This window comes from Falsiroseomonas ponticola (genome assembly GCF_016805305.1).
GTDB classification, from domain to species: domain Bacteria; phylum Pseudomonadota; class Alphaproteobacteria; order Acetobacterales; family Acetobacteraceae; genus Falsiroseomonas; species Falsiroseomonas ponticola.
The window spans coordinates 34,127-58,173 of the sequence record NZ_JAERQN010000014.1; the positions used below are offsets into that span (position 1 = coordinate 34,127).

At 73.1% G+C, this 24,047-nt stretch carries 18 protein-coding genes; 2 read left to right on the top strand and 16 right to left on the bottom strand.

The annotated features are described in order from the left end of the window. The first annotated feature begins 19 nt into the window (after positions 1-19). Positions 20-382 carry a response regulator gene (locus JJI54_RS28310; protein WP_203076785.1) on the top strand — a complete coding sequence of 121 codons (363 nt, stop codon included), beginning with the start codon at positions 20-22 and terminating at the stop codon, positions 380-382. 99 nt (positions 383-481) lie between these two features. Continuing rightward, positions 482-1,240 (top strand): cache domain-containing protein, encoded by a 759-nt coding sequence (locus JJI54_RS28315; RefSeq protein WP_203076786.1) that lies wholly within the window; start codon positions 482-484, stop codon positions 1,238-1,240. A 79-nt stretch (positions 1,241-1,319) separates the two neighbouring features. Here JJI54_RS28315 and hemN read toward each other — a convergent pair whose 3' ends face one another. The 16 genes from hemN to JJI54_RS28395 all read right to left on the bottom strand — a co-directional run bounded on the left by hemN (position 1,320) and on the right by JJI54_RS28395 (position 23,793). Then, positions 1,320-2,681 (bottom strand): oxygen-independent coproporphyrinogen III oxidase, encoded by a 1,362-nt coding sequence (hemN, locus tag JJI54_RS28320; RefSeq protein ID WP_203076787.1) that lies wholly within the window; start codon positions 2,679-2,681, stop codon positions 1,320-1,322. A 287-nt stretch (positions 2,682-2,968) separates the two neighbouring features. Then, positions 2,969-4,981: an ATP-binding protein gene (locus JJI54_RS33055; protein WP_203076788.1), complete on the bottom strand. Its 2,013-nt coding sequence runs from the start codon at positions 4,979-4,981 to the stop codon at positions 2,969-2,971. 258 nt (positions 4,982-5,239) lie between these two features. Continuing rightward, entirely contained in the window at positions 5,240-7,417 is a 2,178-nt protein-coding gene (locus tag JJI54_RS28330) for a glycosyltransferase (protein WP_203076789.1), read from the bottom strand. 37 nt (positions 7,418-7,454) lie between these two features. Further along, positions 7,455-8,390, bottom strand: a complete 936-nt coding sequence (locus tag JJI54_RS28335; protein WP_203076790.1) for a bifunctional helix-turn-helix transcriptional regulator/GNAT family N-acetyltransferase — start codon at positions 8,388-8,390, stop codon at positions 7,455-7,457. Positions 8,391-8,427: 37 nt separating this feature from the next. Next, entirely contained in the window at positions 8,428-9,492 is a 1,065-nt protein-coding gene (gene ugpC / locus JJI54_RS28340; protein ID WP_203076791.1) for a sn-glycerol-3-phosphate ABC transporter ATP-binding protein UgpC, read from the bottom strand. Then, positions 9,492-10,385, bottom strand: coding sequence for a sn-glycerol-3-phosphate ABC transporter permease UgpE (gene ugpE / locus JJI54_RS28345; protein WP_203076792.1), 894 nt, complete (start codon positions 10,383-10,385; stop codon positions 9,492-9,494). Before ugpE ends, ugpC begins: the two co-directional genes overlap by 1 nt. Next, on the bottom strand, positions 10,385-11,266 hold the full coding sequence (gene ugpA, locus JJI54_RS28350) for a sn-glycerol-3-phosphate ABC transporter permease UgpA (RefSeq protein WP_203076793.1): 882 nt from the start codon (positions 11,264-11,266) through the stop codon (positions 10,385-10,387). Before ugpA ends, ugpE begins: the two co-directional genes overlap by 1 nt. Positions 11,267-11,352: 86 nt before the next feature. Next, on the bottom strand, positions 11,353-12,699 hold the full coding sequence (gene ugpB / locus JJI54_RS28355; RefSeq protein WP_203076794.1) for a sn-glycerol-3-phosphate ABC transporter substrate-binding protein UgpB: 1,347 nt from the start codon (positions 12,697-12,699) through the stop codon (positions 11,353-11,355). A 102-nt stretch (positions 12,700-12,801) separates the two neighbouring features. After that, on the bottom strand, positions 12,802-14,004 hold the full coding sequence (locus tag JJI54_RS28360) for an FAD-dependent oxidoreductase (protein WP_203076795.1): 1,203 nt from the start codon (positions 14,002-14,004) through the stop codon (positions 12,802-12,804). Positions 14,005-14,028: 24 nt separating this feature from the next. Beyond that, the gene (locus JJI54_RS28365) at positions 14,029-15,381 is read right to left on the bottom strand and encodes an HlyD family type I secretion periplasmic adaptor subunit (protein ID WP_203076796.1); all 1,353 of its coding nucleotides are present in this window, start codon (positions 15,379-15,381) and stop codon (positions 14,029-14,031) included. Continuing rightward, a complete protein-coding gene (locus tag JJI54_RS28370) occupies positions 15,378-17,063 on the bottom strand; it encodes an ATP-binding cassette domain-containing protein (protein ID WP_203076797.1) in 1,686 nt (561 codons plus the stop codon). Before JJI54_RS28370 ends, JJI54_RS28365 begins: the two co-directional genes overlap by 4 nt. Continuing rightward, entirely contained in the window at positions 17,060-18,817 is a 1,758-nt protein-coding gene (locus tag JJI54_RS28375) for an ATP-binding cassette domain-containing protein (protein ID WP_203076798.1), read from the bottom strand. The genes JJI54_RS28370 and JJI54_RS28375 overlap by 4 nt, the downstream gene beginning before the upstream one ends. Beyond that, positions 18,817-19,503, bottom strand: a complete 687-nt coding sequence (locus JJI54_RS28380) for a hypothetical protein (protein WP_203076799.1) — start codon at positions 19,501-19,503, stop codon at positions 18,817-18,819. Before JJI54_RS28380 ends, JJI54_RS28375 begins: the two co-directional genes overlap by 1 nt. After that, positions 19,487-20,812 (bottom strand): glycosyltransferase family 4 protein, encoded by a 1,326-nt coding sequence (locus tag JJI54_RS28385; protein WP_203076800.1) that lies wholly within the window; start codon positions 20,810-20,812, stop codon positions 19,487-19,489. Before JJI54_RS28385 ends, JJI54_RS28380 begins: the two co-directional genes overlap by 17 nt. 135 nt (positions 20,813-20,947) lie before the next feature. Then, the gene (locus tag JJI54_RS28390) at positions 20,948-23,086 is read right to left on the bottom strand and encodes a glycosyltransferase (RefSeq protein ID WP_203076801.1); all 2,139 of its coding nucleotides are present in this window, start codon (positions 23,084-23,086) and stop codon (positions 20,948-20,950) included. Positions 23,087-23,229: 143 nt separating this feature from the next. Further along, positions 23,230-23,793: a calcium-binding protein gene (locus JJI54_RS28395; protein WP_203076802.1), complete on the bottom strand. Its 564-nt coding sequence runs from the start codon at positions 23,791-23,793 to the stop codon at positions 23,230-23,232. Positions 23,794-24,047 lie beyond the last annotated feature (254 nt).

Consider the following 24,047-nt stretch of genomic DNA (forward strand, 5'->3'; position numbering starts at 1 on the left):
GGGGATGGAGGGTCAGGCGATGCCAGCGGATGGACGACGGGTCCTGGTCGTGGAGGATGAGGCGCTCGTCGCCATGCTGGTCGAGGATGCGCTGATCGACGCCGGCTTCGCCGTGATCGGCCCCGCCGCCACGGTGGAGGAGGCGATGAACTTCCTCGCCGCCGAACGCCCGGATGCCGTGGTGCTCGACCTCAACCTGGCCGGGGAGACCTCGACCCCCGTGGCCGATGCGCTGGCCTCCCGCGGCATCCCCTATGTCATCGCCACCGGCTATGGCGCCTCCGGCCTGCCGGCCGGCCACCAGCACGCCATGGTGCTGGCCAAGCCCTATGATCCCAGTGAGCTGACGGCCATGCTCGGCCGCATCTGCGCGCCGGTCTGAAGCCCGGCCGCCGCGCCGCCCGGGGCCGCCGGCTCTTGCCGGTGGCGGGCCAGGCGCTCTCCCGCTAACCTGCCCATCGTTGGAAGATTGGCGGCAGGCATGGCGACAGAAGGGCTCACGCGGCGGGCGGCGTGGCGGATGGCGGGCGCCGCGGCGCTGGCCTGCACGGCCAGCGGCAGCGCCATGGCCTCCGAACAGGATTCGCTGCAGGCGGCGGCGCGGCTGACTGCCACGGCGCTGGCGCGGGAGCTGGACCGCCAATGGGCGCGGCTGCGCGCCCTGGCGGTGGAGGTGGAGCGCGGCCAGGCGGCGCAGCCCGTCGCGGAACTCCGCCGCATGATGAACACCGCCCAGCAGGCGGCGCCGCACACCGTCTGGATCGGCGTCGCCAATGCGCGGGACGGCAAGGTCATCGCCGCCTCCTCCGGCGTGCTGGAAGGCGCCGATGTCTCCGCCCGGCCCTGGTTCCAGGCGGGGCTGCAGCGCCATTTCGTGGGGGACGTGCATGGCGCGCAGCTGCTGGTCACGGCGCTGCGGCGGGACCCGCGGGACGAACCGCTGCGGCTGATCGATTTCACCACGCCCATCCGCAACGCCGCCGGCCAGGTGGTGGGCGTGCTGGGTTCCCATGTCGATTGGCGCTGGGTCACGGCGATCATCGCCAATGCCCCCATCCCGCCGGGCGCCCAGGTGGCGCTGCTGTCGCAGCAGGGCGCCGTGCTGTTCGGCCCGGAAGGCCAGTGGCTGTCCGTCAGCCCCCGCCCGCCGCTCTCCCTGGTCCACCAGGCGCCGGAGGCACCGAGCCTCGGCTGGCGCGTGGTCGGCCTGCCCGCCAGCACCATGCGCGGGCGTGGCTGAACGCGCGTTCAGGCAATCCGGCCGGCGCCGCCCCGCACCCCCCGGAATAGCCTGACCGGGCGTTCAGCGAACGGCCGCCTCACACCGCCGCGCTGTGCCGCGCCGGCCCGCCGCCGAGATAGGCGTCGAAGGCCGCCGCGATGTGGCGCACGAAGCGCCGCCCGGCTTCCGTCGCCACCAGCCTTCCTTCCTGCACCGCCGCCAGCCCGTCCGCCACCAGCGGCTCCAGCCGCGCCTCCGCATCCCGCCACACCTTCAGCGGCACGCGGCGCAGGTCGAGCGAGAGGTCGCACATCACCGCCTCGATGATCCCGCGCCGCAGCCGGTCGTCCCGCGTCAGCGCCAGGCCGCGCGCGATGGGCAGGTGGCCCTCCTCCACCGCCGCCAGCCAGCCCCGCTCATCCGCCAGGTTCTGCGCATAGCCCTGCGCCAGGGACCCGATGGCGGAGGCGCCGAGGCCGAGCAGCACCGGCGCCCGGTCCGTGGTGTAGCCCTGGAAGTTCCGCCGCAGCGCGCCCGCCCGCGCGGCCACCGCCATCGGGTCCTCCGGCCGCGCGAAATGGTCGAGCCCGATCGCCACATAGCCCGCCGCCAGCAGCGCGCGCTCCGCCGCCTCCGCCTGGTCCATCCGCGCCATGGCGTCCGGCAGCATCGCCTCCGGGATCGCCTTCTGGTGCGGCTTCATCCAGGGCACATGGGCGTAGCCGAAGACCGCCACGCGGTCCGCCCCGGCTTCCGCCGCGAAGCGGGCGCTGGCTTCCACATGCGCCGCCGTCTGGCCGGGCAGCCCGTACATCAGGTCGAAATTGATGCCCTTGATGCCCGCGGCGCGCAGCTTCGCCACCGCCCCCCGCACCAGCGCCGGCGGCTGGATGCGGCCGATCAGCGTCTGCACCTCCGCCGCCATGTCCTGCACGCCGAGGCTGGCGCGCCCGAAGCCCTGCCGCGCCAGCACGCCCACGATGGCATCGTCCAGCAGCCGCGGGTCCAGCTCGACGGAAAGCTCGGCCTCCTCCAGGAAGGCGAAGCGCCGGCGCAGCCCCTCCATCACGCCCTCCAGCGCCTCCGCCCCCAGGGCGGAGGGCGTGCCCCCGCCGAGATGCAGCGATTCCACCGGCATCCCCTCGGGCAGCGCGGCGGCCAGCAGCGTCGCCTCCGCCACCAGGCCGCTCGCGTAGCGGCTGGTCCGCGCGACGGATCGCGTCACGCTGGTGTGGCAGCCGCAATACCAGCAGAGCGACTTGCAGAAGGGGATATGGAGGTAGAGGGAAAGCCGGTCCCCCGGCGCGACGGCGCCGAGCCATTGGCGGTACTCCGCCTCCGCCAGCGCCCGGAAATGCGGCGCGGTGGGGTAGGAGGTGTAGCGCGGCAGGTTCTGGCGCGCATAGCGGGCCAGCACGGCGCGGGAGGGGTGGAAGCCGGAGGGGGGGAGCGCGTCCATGCCCCATCCTTCCCCCTCGGGCAGCGTCGGCGCCTTGCGGAGGATCAAGTTCCCGGCGATTTCGCCACGCGCCGCGCGCGGCCCCTTCGCCCTTGCCCCAGGGCTTGTGTTCCTGATAAGTTCTGGTCGTCCCCGGGCGGCCTGCGTCCGGGGGGCGGGAATTTGTCCAAGGACCCCCGTGAATCGCGACTAAAAGGGCTAAATCGGCATAAACGGGCTAAACGGGTTAGTGGCCTAAAAGTCACGGCCGCGGCGGCAGGCCCCCCGCCGGATCAGGTCGCCGCGGATCAGGTCGCCGCCGGCCAGCGGGGGGCGGGGGCCGGGCCGCGGGCGGGGGCGGCCGCCACCGGCTCCTCCTCCGTCGCCGGCAGCAGGGCGCGCCGGAACACCAGCGTGAACTCCGCCCCCGCCTCCGTGCTCTCCGGCGCATTCTCCGCCGTGATGCGCCCGCCGATGCCGCGCATGATGGTGCGGGAGATGGACAGGCCGAGCCCGGTGCCGAGCCCTGGCGGCTTGGTCGTGTAGAAGGGCTCGAACAGCTTGTCCCGCACCTCCGGCGCCAGGCCCGGGCCGCTGTCGCGCACCCGCAGCGTCACCTCGTCCGGCAGCGGGCCGATCTCGGCCTCGATCCGCAGGCGCCGCCGCTCCGGCGGGCGTTCCAGCAGCGCGTCGCGGGCGTTCAGCACCAGGTTCAGCAGCACCTGCTCCACCAGGATCACCTGGCCGATGACGGGGGGCAGCACGTCGGGCAGGCGCAGCTGCACCTGCACCCCCGCATCGCGCAGCGCCTGCCCGGCCAGCACCATCATGCCATGCACCGCGCCGCCCAGGTCGATCGCCTCCAGCGCCGCGACATCGACGCGGGAGAAGGCGCGCAGCTGCGTCACGATGGCCTTGGCGCGATCCGCCTGGGCCATGATCCGGCGGAGCCGCGCCAGCGCCTCCTCCACCCCGTCCTCGCCGGCTTCCAGCGCCTCCGCCGCGTTCTCCGCGGCCAGGGACATGATGGCGATGGGCTGGTTCAGCTCATGGGCGAGCCCGGCCGCCATCTCGCCCAGCGTCGCGAACTTGGCGGCGGTCGCGGCCTGCAGCGCCAGCTCCCGCTCCGCCGTGATGTCCTCCAGCACGCCGGCCACCTCGGTCCCCGCGGCGCCGCGGGCGGTGACGCGCGCGGTCTCCCGCAGCCACATCCAGGCGCCATCGGCGCGGCGGAAGCGGTATTCGGCGGTGGCCTGGGTGTCGCGGCGCAGCCGGTCCGGCAGGTCCGGCCCCAGCGGCAGGGTCTGCGCATCCAGCCCGCGCTGCCGCCAGCCCGGGCGCAGCGCGGCCTCGATGGTCCAGCCCGTCAGCCGCTCCACCCCCGGCCCGATATCGACCAGCCGCATGCCGCCGCCCGGCTCGATCACGGCGCGATAGGCGATGGCGGGCAGCGAATCCTCGAGCCGCCCGGCCGGTGCCGCCGGCGCCCGGCGCCCCGCCAGCAGCGGCAGCCCGATGGCCCAGAGCGCGAGCAGCGCCGCCAGCCCATAGCCGAGCCAGGCGCCTTCCGCCGGCGCATCCTCCAGCGCCGCGACCAGCAGCAGCTCGCCGCCGGCCGGCGCGGCGGCCAGGGTCAGCGCCGGCAGGCCGTCCGCCGCCGCGCGGCGGGATACCGTGGTCGCGGGGGCGGGCAGGGGCCAGAGCGGGACGGGCAGGGGCGTGCCGCCGGTCGCCAGCGGCATGCCATCCGCCCGCAGCAGCGCCAGCCGCAGCCCCGGCAGCACCGCCGCGTCACCCAGCGCGCGGTCGAGGCGCCTGGGGTCGATCGCGGCCACCGCGATGCCGGTGAAGCCGCGCGGATCGGCCAGCGGCCGCGTCGCCAGCAGGCTGCGCGGGCCGCCCGGCAGGTCCAGCAGCGCGGGCGCCAGCAGCGCCTCCGTCCGCCCGCCGCGATGCAGCGCGAAGCTCTCCCGGTCCGCCAGCGAGGCGCCGACCAGCGCCGCATGCGTCGCCCAGAGGATCCGCCCCTGCGCATCGGTCACGGCGGCGAACTGCAGCGAATCGCGCCGCGTCGCCTCCGCCAGCTGCCGCTCCGCCACCGCCTGCGCCGCCCGGTCGCCGCGCGCGATGGCCTGCTGCCGCTGCTCCGCCGCGCCCATCGCCTCGGCCAGCGCCTCGATCGGCGGGGCGAGCAGCGCCCGCGCGCCGCGCGCCGCGCGCTCCGCCGTCGTCATCGCCGCGGCGTCGCGCGTGGCGGCCTGCTGCTCCGCCTGCATCCACGCCGCGCCAAGGGCGAGGCCGGCCACGACCACGCCCGCCACGAAGCCGTAGCCGCGAGGTCCTGTCGTTGCGGGCTGCCTTTCGCGCTTGATGGGACCGCCGCCTCTCGATGGGGGAAGCCCCCGAGGCTGGTGAACCGGCAGGCCCCGCCGCACCCCGCAAGCAGAAGCCGCCGATTCGGAAATAAACTTACGGCAGGCGTCACGGAGTGGCATCGTATGCCGGGCAAAACGGCCGAACGTTACGATCACGTCAGTCCTGCCGTGTCTTTCCTGCATCACGACAAGCGACGGGAAAGGTCAGGCGGTGCCTTCCAGCACGCCCTCGGCATGCTCCAGCGCCGCCAGCCGGGCGGCCAGGTCGTCCTCCCGGCAGGTCATCACGGCGACGATGCCGACGCCGACCACCCGGTTCCCGCGGTCGCCGAGCTTCACGCCATCGCCGGCGTCGATCTCCGCCACCAGCCCGCCGGGGCCGGCCTTGGCCTGCAGCACGCAGGCCAGGCGCTGGTCGGGCCCGATGGCCAGGCGACGCCAGCCCTCCCCCCCGGCGCCGCGCAGGCGCAGCCGGACCGTGATGCCCCCGGGCGGGCCGCGCAGCTCCAGCATCACGCGCATCGCCGTGCCCGCCGGCACCGCGGCCGGCAGGCCGAGCGTCGCCACCCCGTCCCGCGTCCAGCAGCCCCAGGCTTCCTGCCACCACCAGCCGAAGCCCTGGCGCACCCGTTCCGCCCAGGCGGCCGGAAGCGTGGCCGCCGGCGGGCCGCCGGTGCCGATCGCCAGCCGCTGGCCGAGCGGCAGGGCGGGCTCCGCCTGCTCCTCCGCCGGCTGCATCAGCGCGGCCAGGGCCTCCGCCGCCGCCTGGTGCCAGCCGCGCCCGGCGGCCTTGCGGTCGATCGCGGCTTCCAGCGCGGCGCGATGCGCCGGGTCCGTCACCAGCCGGGCCAGCGCCTCCACCAGCGCCGGCTCATCCTGCGGCGGGAAGAACACCGCGCCGGGCGCGCCCGATTCCAGCAGCCCGGACTGCGCCGGCACCACCGCCAGCTTGCCCGCCGCCAGGCTCTCGCTCACCGGCAGGCCCCAGCCCTCGTGGAAGGAGTTGTAGATGGTGAAGTCGCAGCGCGCGTAGAGCCCGGCCAGCGCCAGGTCCGACACGTCATGCAGGACGGAGACGCGGCGGCGCAGCTCCGGCGAGCGTTCGCGCAGGCCGAGCGCGGCTTCCGCATGCCAGCCGGGCTTGCCCACGCAGACCAGCCGCGGCACGGCGGCGGCGCCGAGCCGGCGGATCAGCGCCAGCCAGGCCTGGAACACCATCAGGTGGTTCTTCCGGGACTCGAGCGTGGCGACGAACAGCACGAAGCGCTCGCCCGGCAGGGGGGCGGGCAGGGCCTCCGCCGCCGCGCGCGCCGCCCCGGCCTCCGCCGGCGGGCCGAGCCCCTCCGCCGCCAGGCGCACCACCGTGGCGGGCAATTCGGGGCCGAGGGGGGCGGCGAATTGCCGCACGTCGCGGAGCGTGCTCTCCGAATTCGCCAGCAGCCCGTCGGCGTGCAGCGCGAGGGAGGCGAACCAGCGCGCATAGAGCCGGACCGTGAGGCCGAGGCAGTGTTCCGGCATCACCAGCGGCACGCAGTCATGCACGAAGGCGACGTAGCGGAAGGGCACCTGCGCGCGCAGGGCGCGAAGGCCGCGGAAGTAGTCCTCCACCCCCCAGGCATTGCCGAGCGTCGCGAGCGTCGCCCCCGCCCGCAGCGGCGCATCGGGCCTGGCATCGGCCTCGCAGAGCTTGGCGGTCGCGGCGCGCCAGGCCGGGTCATCCGCCCGCGCCTCCAGCCGCGCCAGGCCCAGCACCTGGCGGAAGGCCGCTTCCTCCACATGCCACCAGCGCCAGGTGGAGGGCTCATAGGCCATCAGCAGCAGCTCCGGCCGCCCCGGGCCGCGCGGCGCGGCCAGCAGGGCGCCCAGCATGCCCATCTGCACGCGCTGGATGCCGGTCGGCGTCCGGGCCTCCCGCAGATAGGCCAGCAGGTCGCTGACATCGAAGGCAAGCTGCGTCGGCAGGCCGCCCGGGCGGGGGGGCGGGGCCTCCACCGGCCCGTCGCCGGGGTCGTGCCGCCGGTGGCGGACCAGCGCATCGGCGCGGCGCAGCACCGGGTTGTGGGGGGCGCAGGCCAGGGCGCGGCCGATCGCCTCCGCGGCTTCCCGCCCCCTTCCCAGCATGCGCAGCGCCTGGCTGACCTGCAGCGGCGGGTCGAAGTCCCGCGGCTCCAGCGCCTCCGCCTGCCGGTAGAGCGCGAGCGCGCCTTCGAGGTCGCCGCGTTCCTTCACGCAATGGCCGAGCTGGACGACGATCTCCCAGTGCCGCGGGCGTTCGGCAAGGTAGGCGCGATAGGCGTGCTCGGCCTCCGCCCAGCGGCGCTGGTCGCGCGCCGCATCGGCTTCGGCGCGGATCGCGTCCGGCGTGGGCTTCGGGGTGTCCATCGGCACCGATGCTACCGCGCGAAGGGTTGAGCGGCCATCACCGCGCCGCATCCTCCAGCGGCAGTTCCCAGGTCTCCGCCACCAGGTCATGGCCGAAGCTGCGATGGGGCTCCGCCGCCACCAGGCGGAAGCCCGCGCGGGCATAGAGCCGCCGCGCCGCGGCCAGGATGGAATGGGTCCAGAGCGTGACGCGGCGGTAGCCGCGCGCCCGGGCGAAGGCGATGCAGGCCTCCACCATCGCCGCGCCGATGCCGAGCCCGCGGGCGGAGGGCTCCACATAGACCAGGCGGATCTTGGCCGTGTCCTCCCCATGCCGGACCAGGAAGGCGGAGCCGGCGACGGCGCCGCCGCGTTCCGCGATCCAGCAGGCTTCCCGCGCCGGGTCGAAGTCCCGGATGAAGGCGGCGGCGATCTCCGCCACCAGCGCCTCGAACCCGCTGTCCCAGCCATATTCGGCGGCGTAGAGCGCGCCGTGGCGGCTGACGACATGGCCGATGTCGCCGGGCCGCGGCGGGCGCAGGATGAAGGCGGGGGCGCCGCCGCCCAGCAGCTGTTCCGCCGTGCCGAGGGCGGCGACCAGGCGATCCTGCTCCACGGCCGGCAGGCCCGCGACCAGCGCGCCGACCTCCGCCCGCGACTGGCCATCGATGGTCGCGAAGGCGTCCCGGCCGGCCTCGGTCAGGGACAGCAGGCTGGACCGGGCATCGGCGGGGTCCGGGCGGCGGGCGATCAGGCCGCGCGCCTCCAGCCCCTTCACCAGGCGGCTGAGATAGCCGGCGTCGAGCCCGAGTTCCGCCGCCAGCCGGCCCGGCGGCGTGGCGCCGCGATCCGCGAGTTCCCAGACCAGCCGGCCCTCCGGCAGCGTCAGCGCGGTGCCGAGATAGCGTTCATGCAACAGGCCGATCCGCCGCGTGTAGAAGCGGCTGAAGCGGCGGATGGCGGCGACCGGGTCGGCCTGCGGGGCATCGGACATGCCCCGAGGCTAGCGCGATGCTTGCCAAAAGCAAGTATCAGCCGCCCATCCTGACCCCGGCCCCGTCGAAGACGTGGAAGGCCTCGGCCGGCAGGGCGAGGGGCAGCACCGCGCCGATGTCGCCGGCGGCGATGGGCAGGCGGGCCACCAGCACCTCGTTCCCCGGCAGGCGGCCATGGATGACGGTCTCGGAGCCCAGCGGCTCCACCAGGTCCACCGTCAGCGGCAGGCCGTCCGGGCTCACCGCCACATGCTCCGGCCGGATGCCGATGGTGATCGGTGTGCCATCCGCGCCGGGCCGCGCGCCATCGGCGAAGGCGATGGTGGGCCCGGCCTTCAGCGCCGCGGCGGTGCCGCCCGCGGCCAGGGTGGCGCCGAGGAAATTCATCGCAGGCGATCCGATGAAGCCCGCGACATAGGTATCGGCGGGCCGGCCCCAGACCTCCATGGGGGAGGCCACCTGCGCGGCGCGGCCCTTGTGCATGACGACGAGGCGATCGCCCAGCGTCATCGCCTCCACCTGGTCATGCGTGACGAAGAGGCTGGTGACGCCGAGGCGCTTCTGCAGGCGCCGGATCTCGGCGCGCATCTGCACGCGCAGCTTGGCGTCGAGGTTGGAGAGCGGTTCGTCGAAGAGGAAGAGCTTGGGCTCCCGCACCACCGCGCGGCCCATGGCGACGCGCTGGCGCTGGCCGCCGGAGAGCTGGCGCGGCTTGCGGTCCAGCAGCGGGCCGATCTCCAGCATCTCCGCCGCCTCCGCCACGCGCTTCCTGATCTCCGGCATCGGCATGCCGCGGATCTTCAGGCCATAGGCCATGTTCTCGAAGACCGACATGTGCGGGTAGAGCGCGTAGTTCTGGAACACCATGGCGATGTCGCGGTCCGCCGGTTCCAGCGCCGTCACGTCCCGGCCATCGATGCGCACGATGCCGGAGGAGGGTGTCTCCAGCCCCGCCACGATGCGCAGCAGCGTCGATTTGCCGCAGCCGGAGGCGCCGACGACGACGATCATCTCGCCATCCGCGACCTCGAGGTCGATGCCGTGCAGGACCTGCGTCGCGCCGAACTGCTTGCGGACGGCGGAAAGGGTGAGGGTGGCCATTACTTTTCCGTCTCCGTCAGGCCCTTGACGAACCAGCGTTGCATGAAGACCACGACGGCCACGGGCGGCAGCATCGCCAGCACCGCGGTCGCCATGATGATGTTCCATTCGTTCTGGCTGTCGGAGGTGCCGATCATCTTCGACATGCCGACCACCACCGTCTCCAGGTCCTTGTCGGAGACGATCAGCAGGGGCCAGAGGTACTGGTTCCAGCCATAGATGAAGAGGATGACGAAGAGCGCCGCGATGTTCGTCACCGACAGCGGCATCACCACGTCCTTGACGAAGCGGAGCGGCCCGGCGCCGTCGATCTTCGCGGCCTCCACGTATTCGTCGGGGATGGTCAGGAAGAACTGGCGGAACAGCAGCGTGGCGGTGGCGGAGGCGACGAGGGGCACGACGAGCCCCGCCATGGTGTTGATGAGGCCGAGATTCACCATGACCTCGAAGGTCGGGATGATGCGCACCTCGACCGGCAGCATGAGGGTGATGAAGATCAGCCAGAAGGCGATCATGCGGCCGGGGAAGCTGAAGAACACCACGGCATAGGCCGAGAGCAGGGAGATCGCGATCTTCCCGACCGCGATCATCACCGCCATGTTCAGGCTGTTCCACAGCATCAGCCAGGCCGGCACCTGGCCGGTGGTGCGCACGGCGCTGCCGCCGGTGGTCCAGGCGCTGATGTAGTTGGTGATGGCCTGCGCGCCGAACCATAGCGGAACGTCGCCACGGCCGATGGTGTTGGCGTCATGGCTCGACCCCACCAGGGTCAGCCAGATGGGGAAGGCGAAGACCAGCACGCCCATGGCGAGGACGGCATGGGCGATGTAGCGCGACCGCGCCTGGCGGCGGGCGGTGGCGCGGGCCAGGGCGGCGTCGTCGAACCCGGCCATCAGTAATGCACCTTCCGCTCGACGAAGCGGAACTGCACGGCGGTCAGCGCGATCACGATCGCCATCAGGATGACGCTCTGCGCGGCGGAGGCGCCGAAATTCAGGTTCTGCACGCCGTCCACATAGACCTTGTAGATCAGGGTCGAGGTGGCCTGGCCCGGCCCGCCCTGCGTCAGCGCATGGATGGTGCCGAAGGTGTCGAAGAAGGCGTAGACGATGTTCACCACCAGCAGGAAGAAGGAGGTGGGGGCGAGGAGAGGGAAGATGATGGTCCAGAAGCGGCGGAAGGGGCGCGCGCCGTCGATCGCGGCGGCTTCCAGCACGGCGCGCGGGATGGATTGCAGCCCGGCCAGGAAGAAGATGAAGTTGTAGGAAACCTGCTTCCACGCCGCCGCCAGGATGACCAGCAGCATCGCCTGGTCGCCATTCACCTTGTAGTCCCAGCGGATGCCGATGCCGTTCAGCGCGCGGCCGAACAGCCCGATCTGCGGGTGGAACATGAACAGCCACAGCACGGCGGCCACCGCCGGCGCCACGGCATAGGGCCAGATCAGCATGGTCTTGTAGGCATCCGCGCCGCGGATCGCCTTGTCCGCCTGCACGGCCAGGAACAGCGCGACACCCAGCGCGCCGACGGCGACGGAGGAGGAGAACACCACCGTGTTCCACCCCGCGGCCAGGTAGTTGGGGTCCGCCAGCACGTCGCGGAAATTCTCGAGGCCCACGAAGTCCCGGGACAGGCCGAAGGCGTCCTCCCGCAGGAAGGACCCGTAGATCGCCTGGCCGGCCGGCCAGAAGAAGAAGATGCCGGTGATGACGAGCTGCGGCAGCAGCAGCAGCCACGGCAGGGCGACGCCCTTGAAGATCACCTTCTTGCGCAAGCCCGGCCTCCCGCCGCCCGATGGGTCGTCACAAACGAAGCGGGGGGCGGGCGCGCGGCCCGCCCCCCGCGATCACGCAGCCCGGATCAGCGGGCGGCGTTCTGGCGTTCGAAGTTGCGCAGCACCACGTTGCCGCGCGTGGTCGCATTGGCCAGCGCCTGCTCGCCGGTCTGCTGGCCCTGGAAGGCGCGCTCCAGCTCCTCCTGGATGATGGTGCGGATCTCCACGAAGCCGCCGAGGCGGATGCCCATGGAATTCTCCGTCATCTGCCCGCCGCCGCGCAGCATCTGCTGGATGGGGACGTCGGCGCCGGCATTGGCGGGCTGGTTGTAGAAGCCCGTGGCGCGCACCCGTTCGAAGGCCGCGCGCGTCACCGGCAGGAAGCCCGTATCCGTGTGCCACTTGGCCGCCACTTCCGGCCGCGCGATCCAGGCGAAGAACTGCGCGATGCCCTGCAGCTCCTCCGCGCTGCGCGCGGCGTTGGGGCCGCGGTTCATCACCCAGAAGCTGGCGCCGCCGATGATGGAGTTGATCGGCGTGGTGCCCTGGTACACGGGCAGCATGCCGACGCCCCACTGGAACTGCGCTTCCCGCATGATGCGCGCGCGCAGGCCGGAGGAGGCGAAGATCATCGCGCATTCGCCGTTCGGGAACAGCGCATCCGCCGCGCCGTCACGACCGCCGTAGCGGAACAGGCCTTCGCGCTGCCAGGCGACCAGGTTGTTGAAGTGGCGGACCAGCAGCGGGTTGTTGATGCGCAGCTCCGCATTCAGCCCGCCCATGCCGTTGCCCTGCGTGGCCAGCGGGATGTTGTGGATGGCGCTGAACTGCTCGACCATCAGCCAGGTCGGCCAGGCGGTCGTCATCGGGCAGGCATGGCCCGAGGCCTTGAGCGCGCGGGCCGCGGCCTCCACACCCTCCCAGGTCTCCGGGAAGACATCCGGGTTCAGGTTGGCGCGGCGGAAGGCGTCCTTGTTGTAGAAGACGACGGAGGTCGAGCTGTTGAAGGGCATCGACATCATGCGGCCGTCGGGCAGGCTGTAGTAGCCGCGCACGCCGGGCAGGTAGTCCTGGAAGTCGATGCGGGTATTGGTCTCGGCCAGCAGTTCGTGCAGCGGCTTGATGGCGCGGCCGGCGGCCATCATCGTGCCCGTGCCCACCTCGAACATCTGCACGATGCCCGGCGCCTGGCCGGCGCGGAAGGCGGCGATCGCGGCCACCATCGTCTCGGGGTAGGAACCGCGGAAGGTCGCCTGGATGCGGTAGCGGTTCTGGCTGGCGTTGAAGTCCGCCGCGATCTGCTCGAGCATCCCGCCCAGCGGCTGGGTCAGGCCGTGCCAGAACTGGATCTCGGTCGGCGCCTGCGCCTGGGCCGGCATCCCGAAGCCGGCTGCGAGCGCAACGGCGCCCGCCATGATGGTACGGCGGAACATGATGTGACCTCTCCCCATGAAGCGTTGGTGGCGGGCACGTAACCGGCCCGCGTTGCACCTGTTTTACAGTTATATGACAGCCCGGTGAAGGGGCTCCGCGTGCTACTCGACCGCGGCCGCCGCCCGCAACCCCGCGATCATCGAGGATTTGAGCAGGTGGTCCCGCGCCCTGGCGGGGTCCCCCGCCACGGCCTGGAGGTCGGCCAGCAGCGCGGCGCGCTTCGCCGGATCCGTCTCCCGCATCCGGGCGCGGTTGCGGTCGGCCTGGGCGATGATCTCCCGCTTCGCGATGGGCTGGCGGCGGCGGGTGTAGCGGTCCAGCAGCGACTCCGGCGCCTCCCCCCGCAGCACGGGCAGCAGCGTCGCGGCCAGTTCCATCGCGTCATGGATGCCGCCATTCATGCCCATGCCGCCGGAGGGGCTGTTGAGATGCGCGGCGTCGCCGGCCAGCAGCAGGCGCCCCACCCGGTAGGTCTCCACGATCCGCTGGTGGATGCGGTAGGGGCGGAGGTCCGGCACGTCATAGGCGCCATCCTTCGGGTGGATGGCCTGGAGCTTGCGCTGGATCGCCCCGGGCTCCAGCGCCTGCTCGATCGTCTCCCCCGGCGCGGGGTAGAGGCTGGCGCGCCACTTCCCCGGCACGCGCAGCAGGCTGAAGGTGCCGCTGAAGGCCGCGTGCTCCGTCCAGATGTAGTTGACGTTGGACAGGCCCTCGAAGGCCTCGTGGAAGGGGAAGGTGGTGGTGGCGAGGATGGTGGTCTCGGGATAGGTGTCGCCGGGGAAGTCGATGCCCATGGCCTGGCGCACCGCGCTGCGCGCGCCGTCGCAGCCGACCGCATAGGGCACGCGCAGCGGATCGAATCCCGTGCCTGTCAGGGTCACGCCATCCCCGTCCTGCGCCACCCCCTCCACCTTGCAGCCGAAGCGGATCTCGACCGCCCCGGCATGCTCCGCGGCCAGCTTCGCGAGGATGAGGCGGGAGAGCTTCCACTGTTCCGCCTGCAGCCGGTAGGGGTGGGCGGTGTCGTCCTTCAGCACGGAGAGGTCGAAGACCGCCCGCGCGCCATCGGCATGGCGGCGGATCTGCCAGGTCGGCGTCACCAGCCCCTGCGCGATCAGCGGCCGCGCCAGGCCGAGTTCGTCCAGCATGTCGAGGGAGGGCGGGTGGAAGGTGCTGGCGCGCAGCGCCTCGCTGATGTCGGCCTCCGCTTCCAGCACGACGGAGGGGATGCCTGATGTGGCGAGGCGAAGGGCGAGGACGAGGCCGACCGGCCCGGCGCCGACGATGGCAATGCGGTCATTCATGGGGCGCAGACTGCCCCGCGGCCTTCAATCCCGCAACGCGCGGCGCAGCGAGTCGCGGATCGGCGAGACCATGTAGGCCAGCGCGCTGCGCGTCTCCCCCAGCACGAACATCTCGACCGGCATGCCCGCCTGCAGTTGCAGCCCCGGGATGGCGGCCAGCTCGCTCGCGTCGATCTCCGCCCGCGCCAGGAAGAACAGGTTGCCCTGCTGGTCCGATTGCTGGTCGGCGGAGACGTAGGTGAGGCGCCCGGCCAGCAGCGGCGTGGTGCGCTGGCGGAAGGCCGAGAGGCGGATGTTCACGCGGCTGCCGACATGCAGCTGCTCGACATCCGCCGGCGCGATCTTCGCCTCGATCACCAGCCGGTCGTCCAGCGGCAGCAGGTCCAGCACCGGCACGCCGTCGCTGATGCTGCTGCCGGGCGTGACGAAGCGGATATCGGTGACGATGCCGGCTTCCGGCGCCACCAGGTCCCGCCGGCTGCGGATGTTCTCGGCCGCCAGCACGCGCTGTTCGGCATCCAGCAGCTGCTGCTGGTTGTCCTGCAATTCGCGGGCGATGTCCTGCGCGCGGGTCAGGCGGAAGGTCGCCATCTCGGCCTCCGCCTGGGCGATGGCCTGGCGGTACTGCGCTTCCTGCGCGGCCAGGGACCCGGCGCTGCCCACGAGCTCCGCCTCCATCCGCTCCAGCTCCCGCACCCGGCTCATCAGCGCGAAGCCCTGCTGCGCGAGCGGCCGCTGGCCCGCGAGGTCGGTGCGGACGGAGGCGATGCGGCTGGCGACGGAGCCGCGCTGCGCCGTCGTCGCCTGCAGCTGTTCCCGCTGCACCGCCACGCGGCGTTCATAGACCGCCATGTTGCTGTCATAGGCCTGCCAGCGCGCGGAGAAGAGGCGCTGTTCCGACACCACGATGGTGGCCAGCCCCGGATCGCGTTCCGCCGCACGCAGGATCTCCGCCGGCGCTACGAAGCGGCGTTCATCCTGCTGTTCGGCGCGCAGCCGCGCCACGCGCACCGCCAGCGCGCGGGCCTGCGCGCGGGCCTGGGCGGCGGCGGCTTCCGCCGTGGTGGGGTCGAGGCGCATGAGCACGGTGCCCGCCTGCACGCGCTCCCCCTCCCGCACCAGCAATTGCTGCAGGATGCCGGGCTCGCTCAGCAGGATCGACTTGCGCCGGCCCTCCGCCACCAGCGACCCGCGGGAGACGACGGCGCGCTCGATCGGCGTGATGGCGGCCCAGGTCAGCACGCCGCCGAAGCCCACGAAGAGCAGCAGCAGCGCCGCGACGCCGATCCGCCGCACGCTCGGCATCCGCGCGGCCGCATCGGCTTCCGCGAAGCTCAGGGGGATGGATTTCGGGCCGGTGAGGCGTGCCGTGGTCATGCGCCGCGCATCGCCGGCCTGTCCGGCGCCTCCGTCTTCCAGGCACCCCGGGCACCGAGGCGCAGCAGCTGGTCCACCTGCCCGTGCCACAGGCCGGGATCATGGCTGACGATCAGGCAGGCCGCGCCGGCCGCCCGCGCCGCCAGCACCGCGGCCAGCACCGCCTGCCGCCCATCCTGATCCAGCCCGGCTTCCGGTTCGTCCAGCACCAGCAGGCCGGGCGCGCCATGCAGCGCGCGGGCCAGGCCGATCATGCGCTTCTGGCCCATGGACAGGCCGGCGGTGGGGCCGGCTTCCGTGGCGTAGCCCTGGGGCAGGCGCCCGATCATGTCATGCGCGCCCGCCATCCGCGCCGCGGCCACCACGCCTTCCGCATCCTCCGGCCCGAAGCGGCCGATGTTCTGCAGCACGCTGCCATCCAGCAGCTGCACATCCTGCGGCAGGTAGCCGATGCGCGGGCCGATCGCGTCCCGCGCCACCCGGTGCGTGTCCTGGCCTTCCAGCAGGGCGGTACCGGAATCGGGCGCCGCCAGCCCCAGCGCCAGGCGCAGCAGGGTGGACTTGCCCGTGCCGTTCGGCCCCAGCACCAGCGTGATGCTGCCCGGCGGGCAATAGACGCTGGTGCCATCCAGCACCGGGCGCGTGGCGCCCGGCGGCGTCCAGCTGAGGTCGCGGATCCAGAGGCCGGGATGCGCCTCCGCGGCCGGCGGCACGGGCTCCGGCGCCGCATGGTCGGTGAACAGTTCCTGCAGCCGGCGCCAGGCCAGCGCCGCCAGCGCCCAGTCGCGCCAGGACAGCACGACGCGCGCGATGGGGGAGGTGGCGGAATTCGCCAGCATGGTCGCCGCGATGATGCTGCCCGGGGAGACCTGGTGATGCGTCGCCAGGATGACGCCCGCCACCACGATCGTCCCCTGCGCGATGTAGGAGCTGTATTCGGTGATGCCGCGCACCGCCCGCGCGCGGGCCTGCGCCTCGTCGCCCTCGGCCAGCGCCGCGGCCTGCGCCGGTTCCCAGCGCCGCACCACGGCGTTGAGCATGCCGAGCCCTTCCAGCAGGTCGGCCTGCCGCAGCCGCCCCTGCAGCTCCGCCGAGGTCTTCACCTGGCGGTCGGAGGCGCTGCGCATCATGCCCCGCGTGGTGCGGTCCAGCACCACGCCCAGCGCGCCGATGGCGATGCAGGCGGACAGCGCGATGACGGCATAGACGGGGTGCAGCAGGTACAGCACGAAGAGGCCGATCGGCGTCGCCGTCATGTCGAACAGGTCGGCGATGGTCCCGCCGCCGAGGAAGCGGCGCAGCTCCGACGTATCCTGCAGCGCCGCCAGGCCCGGGCGCCGGCTGCCGGCCAGCGCGCTGCGGACCGCGGCTTCCAGCGCATCGATGGTGAGGCGCCGCGCCAGGCTTTCCGCCAGCGCCGCCATCAGCGTCGCGCGCATCGCGCGCATCACGCCGCCCATCACCAGGGCGACGAAGAAGGCCAGGGCCAGCACCGTCAGGGTATCGAGGTTGTTGCCCTCGATCACGCCATCGAAGATGTGCATGGTCAGCAGCGGCATGCCGAGCAGGCAGGCCTGGCGCGCGACCGACAGGCCGAAGGCCGTCGCCAGCACGCCGCTGAAGGCGGGGGCGCGGGCCAGGGCCTGCGCCACCTCCGCGGCCGCGGTGCCGGCGCGGATCACGCGGCTTCCCCCGCCCGGCGGCGCGGGCCCGGGCCAGGGTTGGGGCCGGGCCCGGCGATGGCGGGCGTGAGTGGCGCCGGCGCCAGCTGGCCGCCCCGCAGCACCAGCACGCGATCGGCGGCGGCCAGCAGCGCCGGGCGGTGGGAGGTGAAGAGGATGCCCATCCCCTCCGCCGCCAGGCGGCGGATCAGGCGGACCAGGCGCTGCTCGCCCTCCGCATCCAGGAAGGCGGCGGGTTCGTCCATGACCAGCAGCCGGGGCCGGCCATACAGCGCGCGGGCCAGCGCCACGCGCTGCCGCTGGCCGGCGGAAAGCGGGCCCTCCGCCCGGATCGGCGTGGCGTAGCCCATGGGCAGCGCGGTGATGATCGAGGCCGCGTCCGCCAGCCGGGCGGCTTCCATCACCGCCTGCATGTCGGGCGGGCCGAGCCGCGCAATCGCCTCCGCCACCGTGCCGTCGGTCAGCAGCGGGTCCTGCGGCAGGTAGCCGACATGGCGGGCGAAATCCTCCCGCTGCCACTGGCTGGTGGACTGGCCGTCCAGGAAGCAGCCGCCGGCGGAAGGCCGCACCATGCCGACGGCGATGCGCAGCAGCGTGGTCTTTCCCGCGCCCGCGGTGCCGGCGATGGCCACGGCGCGGCCCGGTTCCACCACCAGCTGCACGTCATGCAGCAGGGCGCGCGGCGCGCCGCGATGGGCGAAGCTGACGCGGTCCATCACCAGCCGCGCATCCCGGCAGGGGAAGGCGATGGCGCCATCCGGGCCGCGATCGCCCTGCGACAGCGCCTGCAGCCGCCGCCAGGATGCCAGCGCGCCGGCCCAATCCGTGGCGGCGCCGCCCAGCCGGGTGAAGGGGCCCACGATCTGCGACATCAGCAGCATCGTCACCAGCGCGCCGATGCCGACATTGGCGCCGTTCGCCGCCAGCACCGTGCCCAGCACCAGCGCGCCGCCGGTGCCGATGCCCGACACCGTGGTCAGCGCGGCGCTGATCCAGCGCCCGGCATTCTGCGCGCCGCGCAGCGCCGTGGCGCTCTCCTCCATCCGCGCCTCCCACTGGGTGGCGAGGTTGTGGCGCATGCCCATCGCCTCCACCGCCTCCGCGCAGCGCATCGCATCCGCGACCAGGGCGCTGGTCTGCGCATGCGCGTCGTTGGAGGCGACGAGCGCGCGGCGCGTCAGCCTCTCCCCCACCACGGAGAGGATCGCGGCCATCAGGCAGCAGGCGAGCGCGAAGGCGGCGAAGGCCCAGTGGAAATACAGCAGCAGCAGGACCAGCAGCGGCACGATCACCGCATCCACCACGGCGGTCAGCACCGGGCCCGCCAGGCTGCGGCGCAGATCCTCCACATCCCGCAGCGCCTGGCCGGCGCTGATGTCGGACCGCCCCGCCTGCCGGGCCGCGGCGATGACCAGCGGCGCCGCCATGCGCCGCGCCAGCCGGTGCGACACGGCCAGCAGCCCCACTTCCCGCAGCTGGTCCAGCGCCACGTTCAGCCCGATGGCGAAGCCCAGCAGCACGGCGAGCCCCGCCAGCGTCCAGCCATTCCCGGTGGGCAGCACCATGTGCCAGATCATCATCTTGCTGACGGTGAGCCAGAAGCCCGCCAGGGCCAGCACGATGCCGAGCCAGAGGGTGAAGCGCGCGGCGACGCCGATCTCCCCCCGCGCGATGTCCATCACGCCCTCCGCCCTGACCGGCTTGCCCCCCATGCGGGCGGAGCCCTGCGGGGCGGGCAGGCGGCGCGCGGCCATCAGAGGGCCAGGATCAGGGCGAAGGCGGTCAGCGCGCCGAAGCTGGTCAGCCCGAGCAGCGCCATCAGCACCACCTGCCAGGTATCCGGCCCGCCCCGCCCGGCGCGGGGCGGCGAGGCTTCCGCCTGCATCGCCGCCAGGCGTTCATCCAGCCGGGCCACCCAGGCTTCCAGCACCGCGATCCGCTGCTCCGCCTCCTCCGCCGGGGCCATGGCGGATTCCGCGGGGGCGCGGGCGGCCACTTCCTGCAGCCGCTGTTCCAGCGCGCGCTGGCCGGCCACCAGCTGCTCGATCGCCTTGATGACCTGCGGGCTGGTGGCGGGTGCGGCGGCGGGGGCGGGGGGGCGGGCCTCCGCCGCCGGGCGCCGGAAGAGCTGGAGCGGTGCCTCCCCGCCCTCCGCCCCGCGCGCCACCACGACGAGGTCCGACCGGCGTTCGGCCCAGGCGGGCTTCAGCGGGAAGCGGAAGCCGTGGAAGGCATCGCCGATGCCGGCGCGCACCAGGTCCGTGCGGTGCCGGTCCGCGACCGTGGTGGCGACCGCCTGGCCGTCCAGCCGCAGCTCCACGATCACGCGTTCCGTCGGATGGGCGGGCTCGAAGGCCCAGCCATCGATCTGGTTGCCGCTCAGCCCATCGATGAAGCCGCGGATTTCCGGCGCCGCGCTGGCGTCAGCCGACCCGGACACGCGCCTCTCCCCCCGCCATGCGCCGCGGCGCGGTGGCGATCGCGGCGTCCTCCGCCGTCTCCGCCGCGGCGGCCGGCGGCGCCAGCAGGCGGCGATACAGCGCCAGGTGCTCGACCGCCGCCTGGTCGATCAGCCGCGGCGGGCGGATGCCGGCGGCGAGCCTCTCCCACAGCCCCTTCTCCTCCACCGCGCGCCGCATCGTGGCGGCAAGGCCGGCGGCATCGCCGATCGGGAAATGCAGGCCATCGATGTCGTCGCGCACCGCTTCCGCCATGCCGCCCGCATTGCCGCAGATCACCGGCCGGCCGTGGCGGAAGGCCTCCATCGCCACCAGGGGCGCGTTCTCCCACCAGATCGAGGGCATCACCACCCAATCCACCGCCGCCATGCGCGCCGGCATGTCGCGCGCGGTGTAGAGGCCGTGGTGCCGCGCATCGGGCGCGGCTTCCAGCGCCGCCTTGAATTCGCCGAGGAATTCGTCCGGCTGCCAGGCGGTGCCGCCATGCAGCGCCAGGTCATGCGCCACGCCCTGCTTCGCCAGCCGCGCGGAGGCGCCGAGCGCCACCATCGCGCCCTTGAAGCGGTTGATGTGGCCGAAGAAGCCGAAGCGGTCCCGCCGCCCATCCGGCGCGGGCCGCGGCGGCGCGGTGGGGCCGAGCGCGATGCCGTTGCGCAGCACCTCGATCCGCGAGGCGTCCCAGCCGGCTTCCACGAAGCGGTCGCGCAGGAAGTCGGAGGGCGAGAGGATCAGGTCCACCCCCGCGAAGGCGCCGCGGATGCCGAGGTCCCGCAGCACGAGGTCCGTGCCGCCGCGCCCGGGGAAGCAGCGCCGGCAGCCATCGGGGGAGGGGCCGGGGCAGAGCCGGCCATCCACCGTCAGCAGCTGGCCTTCCTGCGGGCAGATCGCGAAGAAGTCGTGCAGCGTGACGACGATGCGCGCCCTGGGCGCGACGCGCCGCACCAGGTCCAGCGTCTCCAGCCCGAAATAAAGCAGGTGGTGGAAATGGATCACGTCGGGCTGGAAGGCCGCGACGAAGGGGCCGAGTTCCTGCAGCCCCCAGGTATCCAGCTGCGCCAGGTGGAAGCGGTCGAAATGGCTGAGCCAGACCAGCATCTCATCCGCATGGCGGCCCGCGGCCTGGAACAGCGTGCCCGGGCGGCGTTCGCGGTGCTGCCCGGTGACGGCGCCGAGGAACAGCCCTTCCACCCCATGCCGGTCGCGCAATTCGCGGAACAGGCCACGCGCCACCACCTCGGTGCCGCCGGGCTGCAGGTCGGGGTGGTTATGGCAGAAGACGAGAAGGCGCATGGTTCGGTGACGCTAGCACCTTGAGTGGATCAGCGGGCGAGGCTCTTCGCCCCGATGCCGCAAAAACATGTCCGCGGGAAGGGGGATACGACAATCCTCGCCCGTCCGGGTTGTTCCGGCGCCGGTGATGCCGCTTCACGCCGCCGCGAAGGTCTCCCCGGCCCGTGAAAATCCGTCCATCAGCGTGGCGATCGTGCGGTCCCAGCGATGGTGGTGCAATCGGCGATTGTAGGCGGCCGCGACGGTGCCGGCGTAGCCGCCATGCTGGGCGATCGACTGGCGCTCGAAGTGGAACAGCTCCGCCGCCGGTTCGTAGAAGATGGTCCCGCCGGCCTCGCGCAGCCGCAGGCAGAGGTCGCTGTCCTCGTAGTCGCCGACGATGTAGCCGGCATGGAAGCCGCCGACCTCGTCCCAGGCCTTGCGGCGGATCAGCATCGCCGCGCCGGTCACGCCCGGCACGTCCCGCGGCCGGTTGGCTTCGGGGTAGTGGCGGGGGAATCCCTTGAAGTAGTGGCAGTTGAACCAGTCATCCCCCGGGCCGCGGGCGAAATACAGGCCGGCATGCTGCAGCGACCCGTCATCGAACATCAGCTTCGGCCCGACGCAGGCGATGCGCCGGTCGGATTCCAGCCGCGCGAGGAGCGGCGCCAGCCAGCCCGGCCGGTCCGGCACCACGTCCGAGTTCAGCATCAGCAGCAGCGGCGCGGTGGCCACGGCGGCGCCGCTGTTGCAGGCGGTGGCGTAGCCGGCATTGCGCCCATGCAGCACCAGCGTGACGCCGATGCCCGCCAGGCCGCAGGTGCCGCGCAGCAGGTGCTCGGCCTCCCCGCGCTGCTCGGGGCTGTCCAGCACGTAGATGATCTCCGCCTGCCGCAGCATCGGGTCCCGCGCGAAGGCGGCGAGCTGGTGGCGGATGAAGCGGAGGTTCCGGTAGAGCGGGATGACGAAGGAGATGGCGGGCGCGGCCGGCGCCGGGCCGATGCGCACCACCTCCTGCCCCACCGGATCGGCGGAGGCGGCGGCATGCAGCCTTGCGGCGGCGGGGGCCAGGACCTGGTCCAGCAGGGCCGGGCCGACATCCAGCGGGTTGACGCTGCGCAGCACCACCTCCCGCGCCTGGGCGGCGGGGATCAGGGCGGGGCCGGCGATCAGCTCGATGGCATCGCCGGAGCCGAGCGCGACCTCCACCCGCCATTGCGCCACCGGGCCGGGGCCGGCATCGGGCACATGCACGACGAAGCCGGGCCGCGGATCGGCATCGCCGAAGGGGGCCTGTTCGAACTTCTTCACCACGTCGGGGCGGCTGACGCGGAAGATGGATTCGGGCGGCACGGGGATGGGGCCGAAGGGGCCGCGCAGCAGCAGGCCGCGGGTCAGGCGCAGCGGGTCATGCAGCCAGCCCAGCAGGAAGACGCCGCCGCCATGGTCGGAGATCGCGCGGTCCACCGCGGCGCCGACGGCGTTCGCGGTTTCCGCCGCCGCGCGGGGCGGCGCCAGGGCCAGCACCTGCGCATCCCGCACCGCATCGCGGCACCAGGGTTCCTGCACATGGCGCCGCAGCGCGATGAAGGCCTGGCGCAGCAGGCCGCGCTGCGGCCCGTTGGGCTGCCGGGCGAGTTCGACCAGCGAGGGCGGGGGGGCGGCCGGGGCGGGCAGTTGCAGCGCGGTGCCGTCGCCCTGCAGCAGCACCGCGCCGGCCGCGCCCGCGGGCAGGGGGGAGAGGCCGGCCTCCGGATCCGGCACCCGGCCCAGGCCCTGGGGCGTCACCAGCCAGCCGCCGGCCTCGATCCGCCACAGGCAGCGCCCCTGGCCGAGCATGACCAGCGGGCGGGCGGTATCCGGCGCCGGGCGCAGCAGGGGCCGCGCCAGGGCGACCAGGTCCCGCGCCAGCGCGCCATCGGCGGCGGCGCGCAGCGGCCCGGCCGCCTTGCCGGCGAGCAGCGCCAGCAGCCGCGGCGCGGCGGCGAGGAGGGGTTGCAGCTGGTCGGGCGCGCGCGCCGGGCCGAGCGCCGACCAGGGCCCGCCCGCGAGGCGGAGGCCGATGCCCGCGCCGCCCCGCGCCTTGAGCAGCAGGATGGTGCCGCCGCCCGCCTCCTCCGGCAGGGGCATCTGGGAGAGGGGGCGGAAGGGCGCACCCTCATCGAGGCGGCATTCGGCGCCCTGGGCCTCCGCCGCGCCGCGCAGCACGACCATGGCCACATCCGTGCCGAGGCGCACCCACCAGGCATCGATGGCCGGTCCGGTCGCGGGCATGTCGGCGGGGGTGCTGGTCACGGATCGGCCCTTTTGCTGGGCGGCATCAATGACGCGGATGTGATCGGGCGCAAGCGGAAAGCCACCGGGGGAACGATGCCGGCCATGGCCCGCCGCCGCGCCACCCGATGCCTACGCCGCGCCGGGCACCGAAGGGCCCGGCGTCAGACGACCTGGACGATGGTGTCGATGTTGTTCGTCAGGTCGGTGGGGGAGATGCCGTGCAGCGTGATGGTATCGCTGCCGAGGGTGATGACGGCATTGCCGAAGCTGTCCGCGCTGACATGGCCGCCCGTCACCAGGTCGGCCGCGGCGTTGACGCCCGAGCCGTTGATGCCGCTGGCGATCTGCAGCGTGTCCGTGCCGATCGAGAAGCCGATGATCAGGTCATGGCCGAAGCCGCTGTCGAAGGCGAAGACATCGTCGCCCGTGCCGCCCAGCGCGGTATCGTCGCCGCCGCCGCCGACCAGCAGGTCATCGCCGCGGCCGCCATCGAGGTAGTCGTCCCCCGACCCGCCGCTCAGCGTATCGTCGCCATTCTCGCCATAGGCGGTGTCGTCGCCGCTGCGCAGCGCGACGTCGTCGTCGCCCGTGCCGGCCAGGACGACGTCGTCGCCAGAGCTGGAATCGACGGTGTCATCGCCACCGCCGGAGACGATGGTGTCGTCACCGCTCGCGGTTTCGATTTCGTCGCTGCCGCCGCCATAGATCGACGCGAACCCTGACATCGGTGCCTCCACGCGCCCGGCCGGCCCAGGCCGTCGCGTTTTCTACCATCTCAGGAATGAAACCATTCACCACCAAAGTCAACGAAAAGCAGCAAAAGGCCATCCTTGGCCGGGCAGGGCGCTGGCGGCGCAACTCGCTGATATTCAATCATTAACAGAATTTTGGACACTCAATACAAAATATTACAACGTATCCATCTGCGCTGGCGCGGCCCCAGGGGCACGATACGGCCCGATGCGGCCCGGCCACGGCC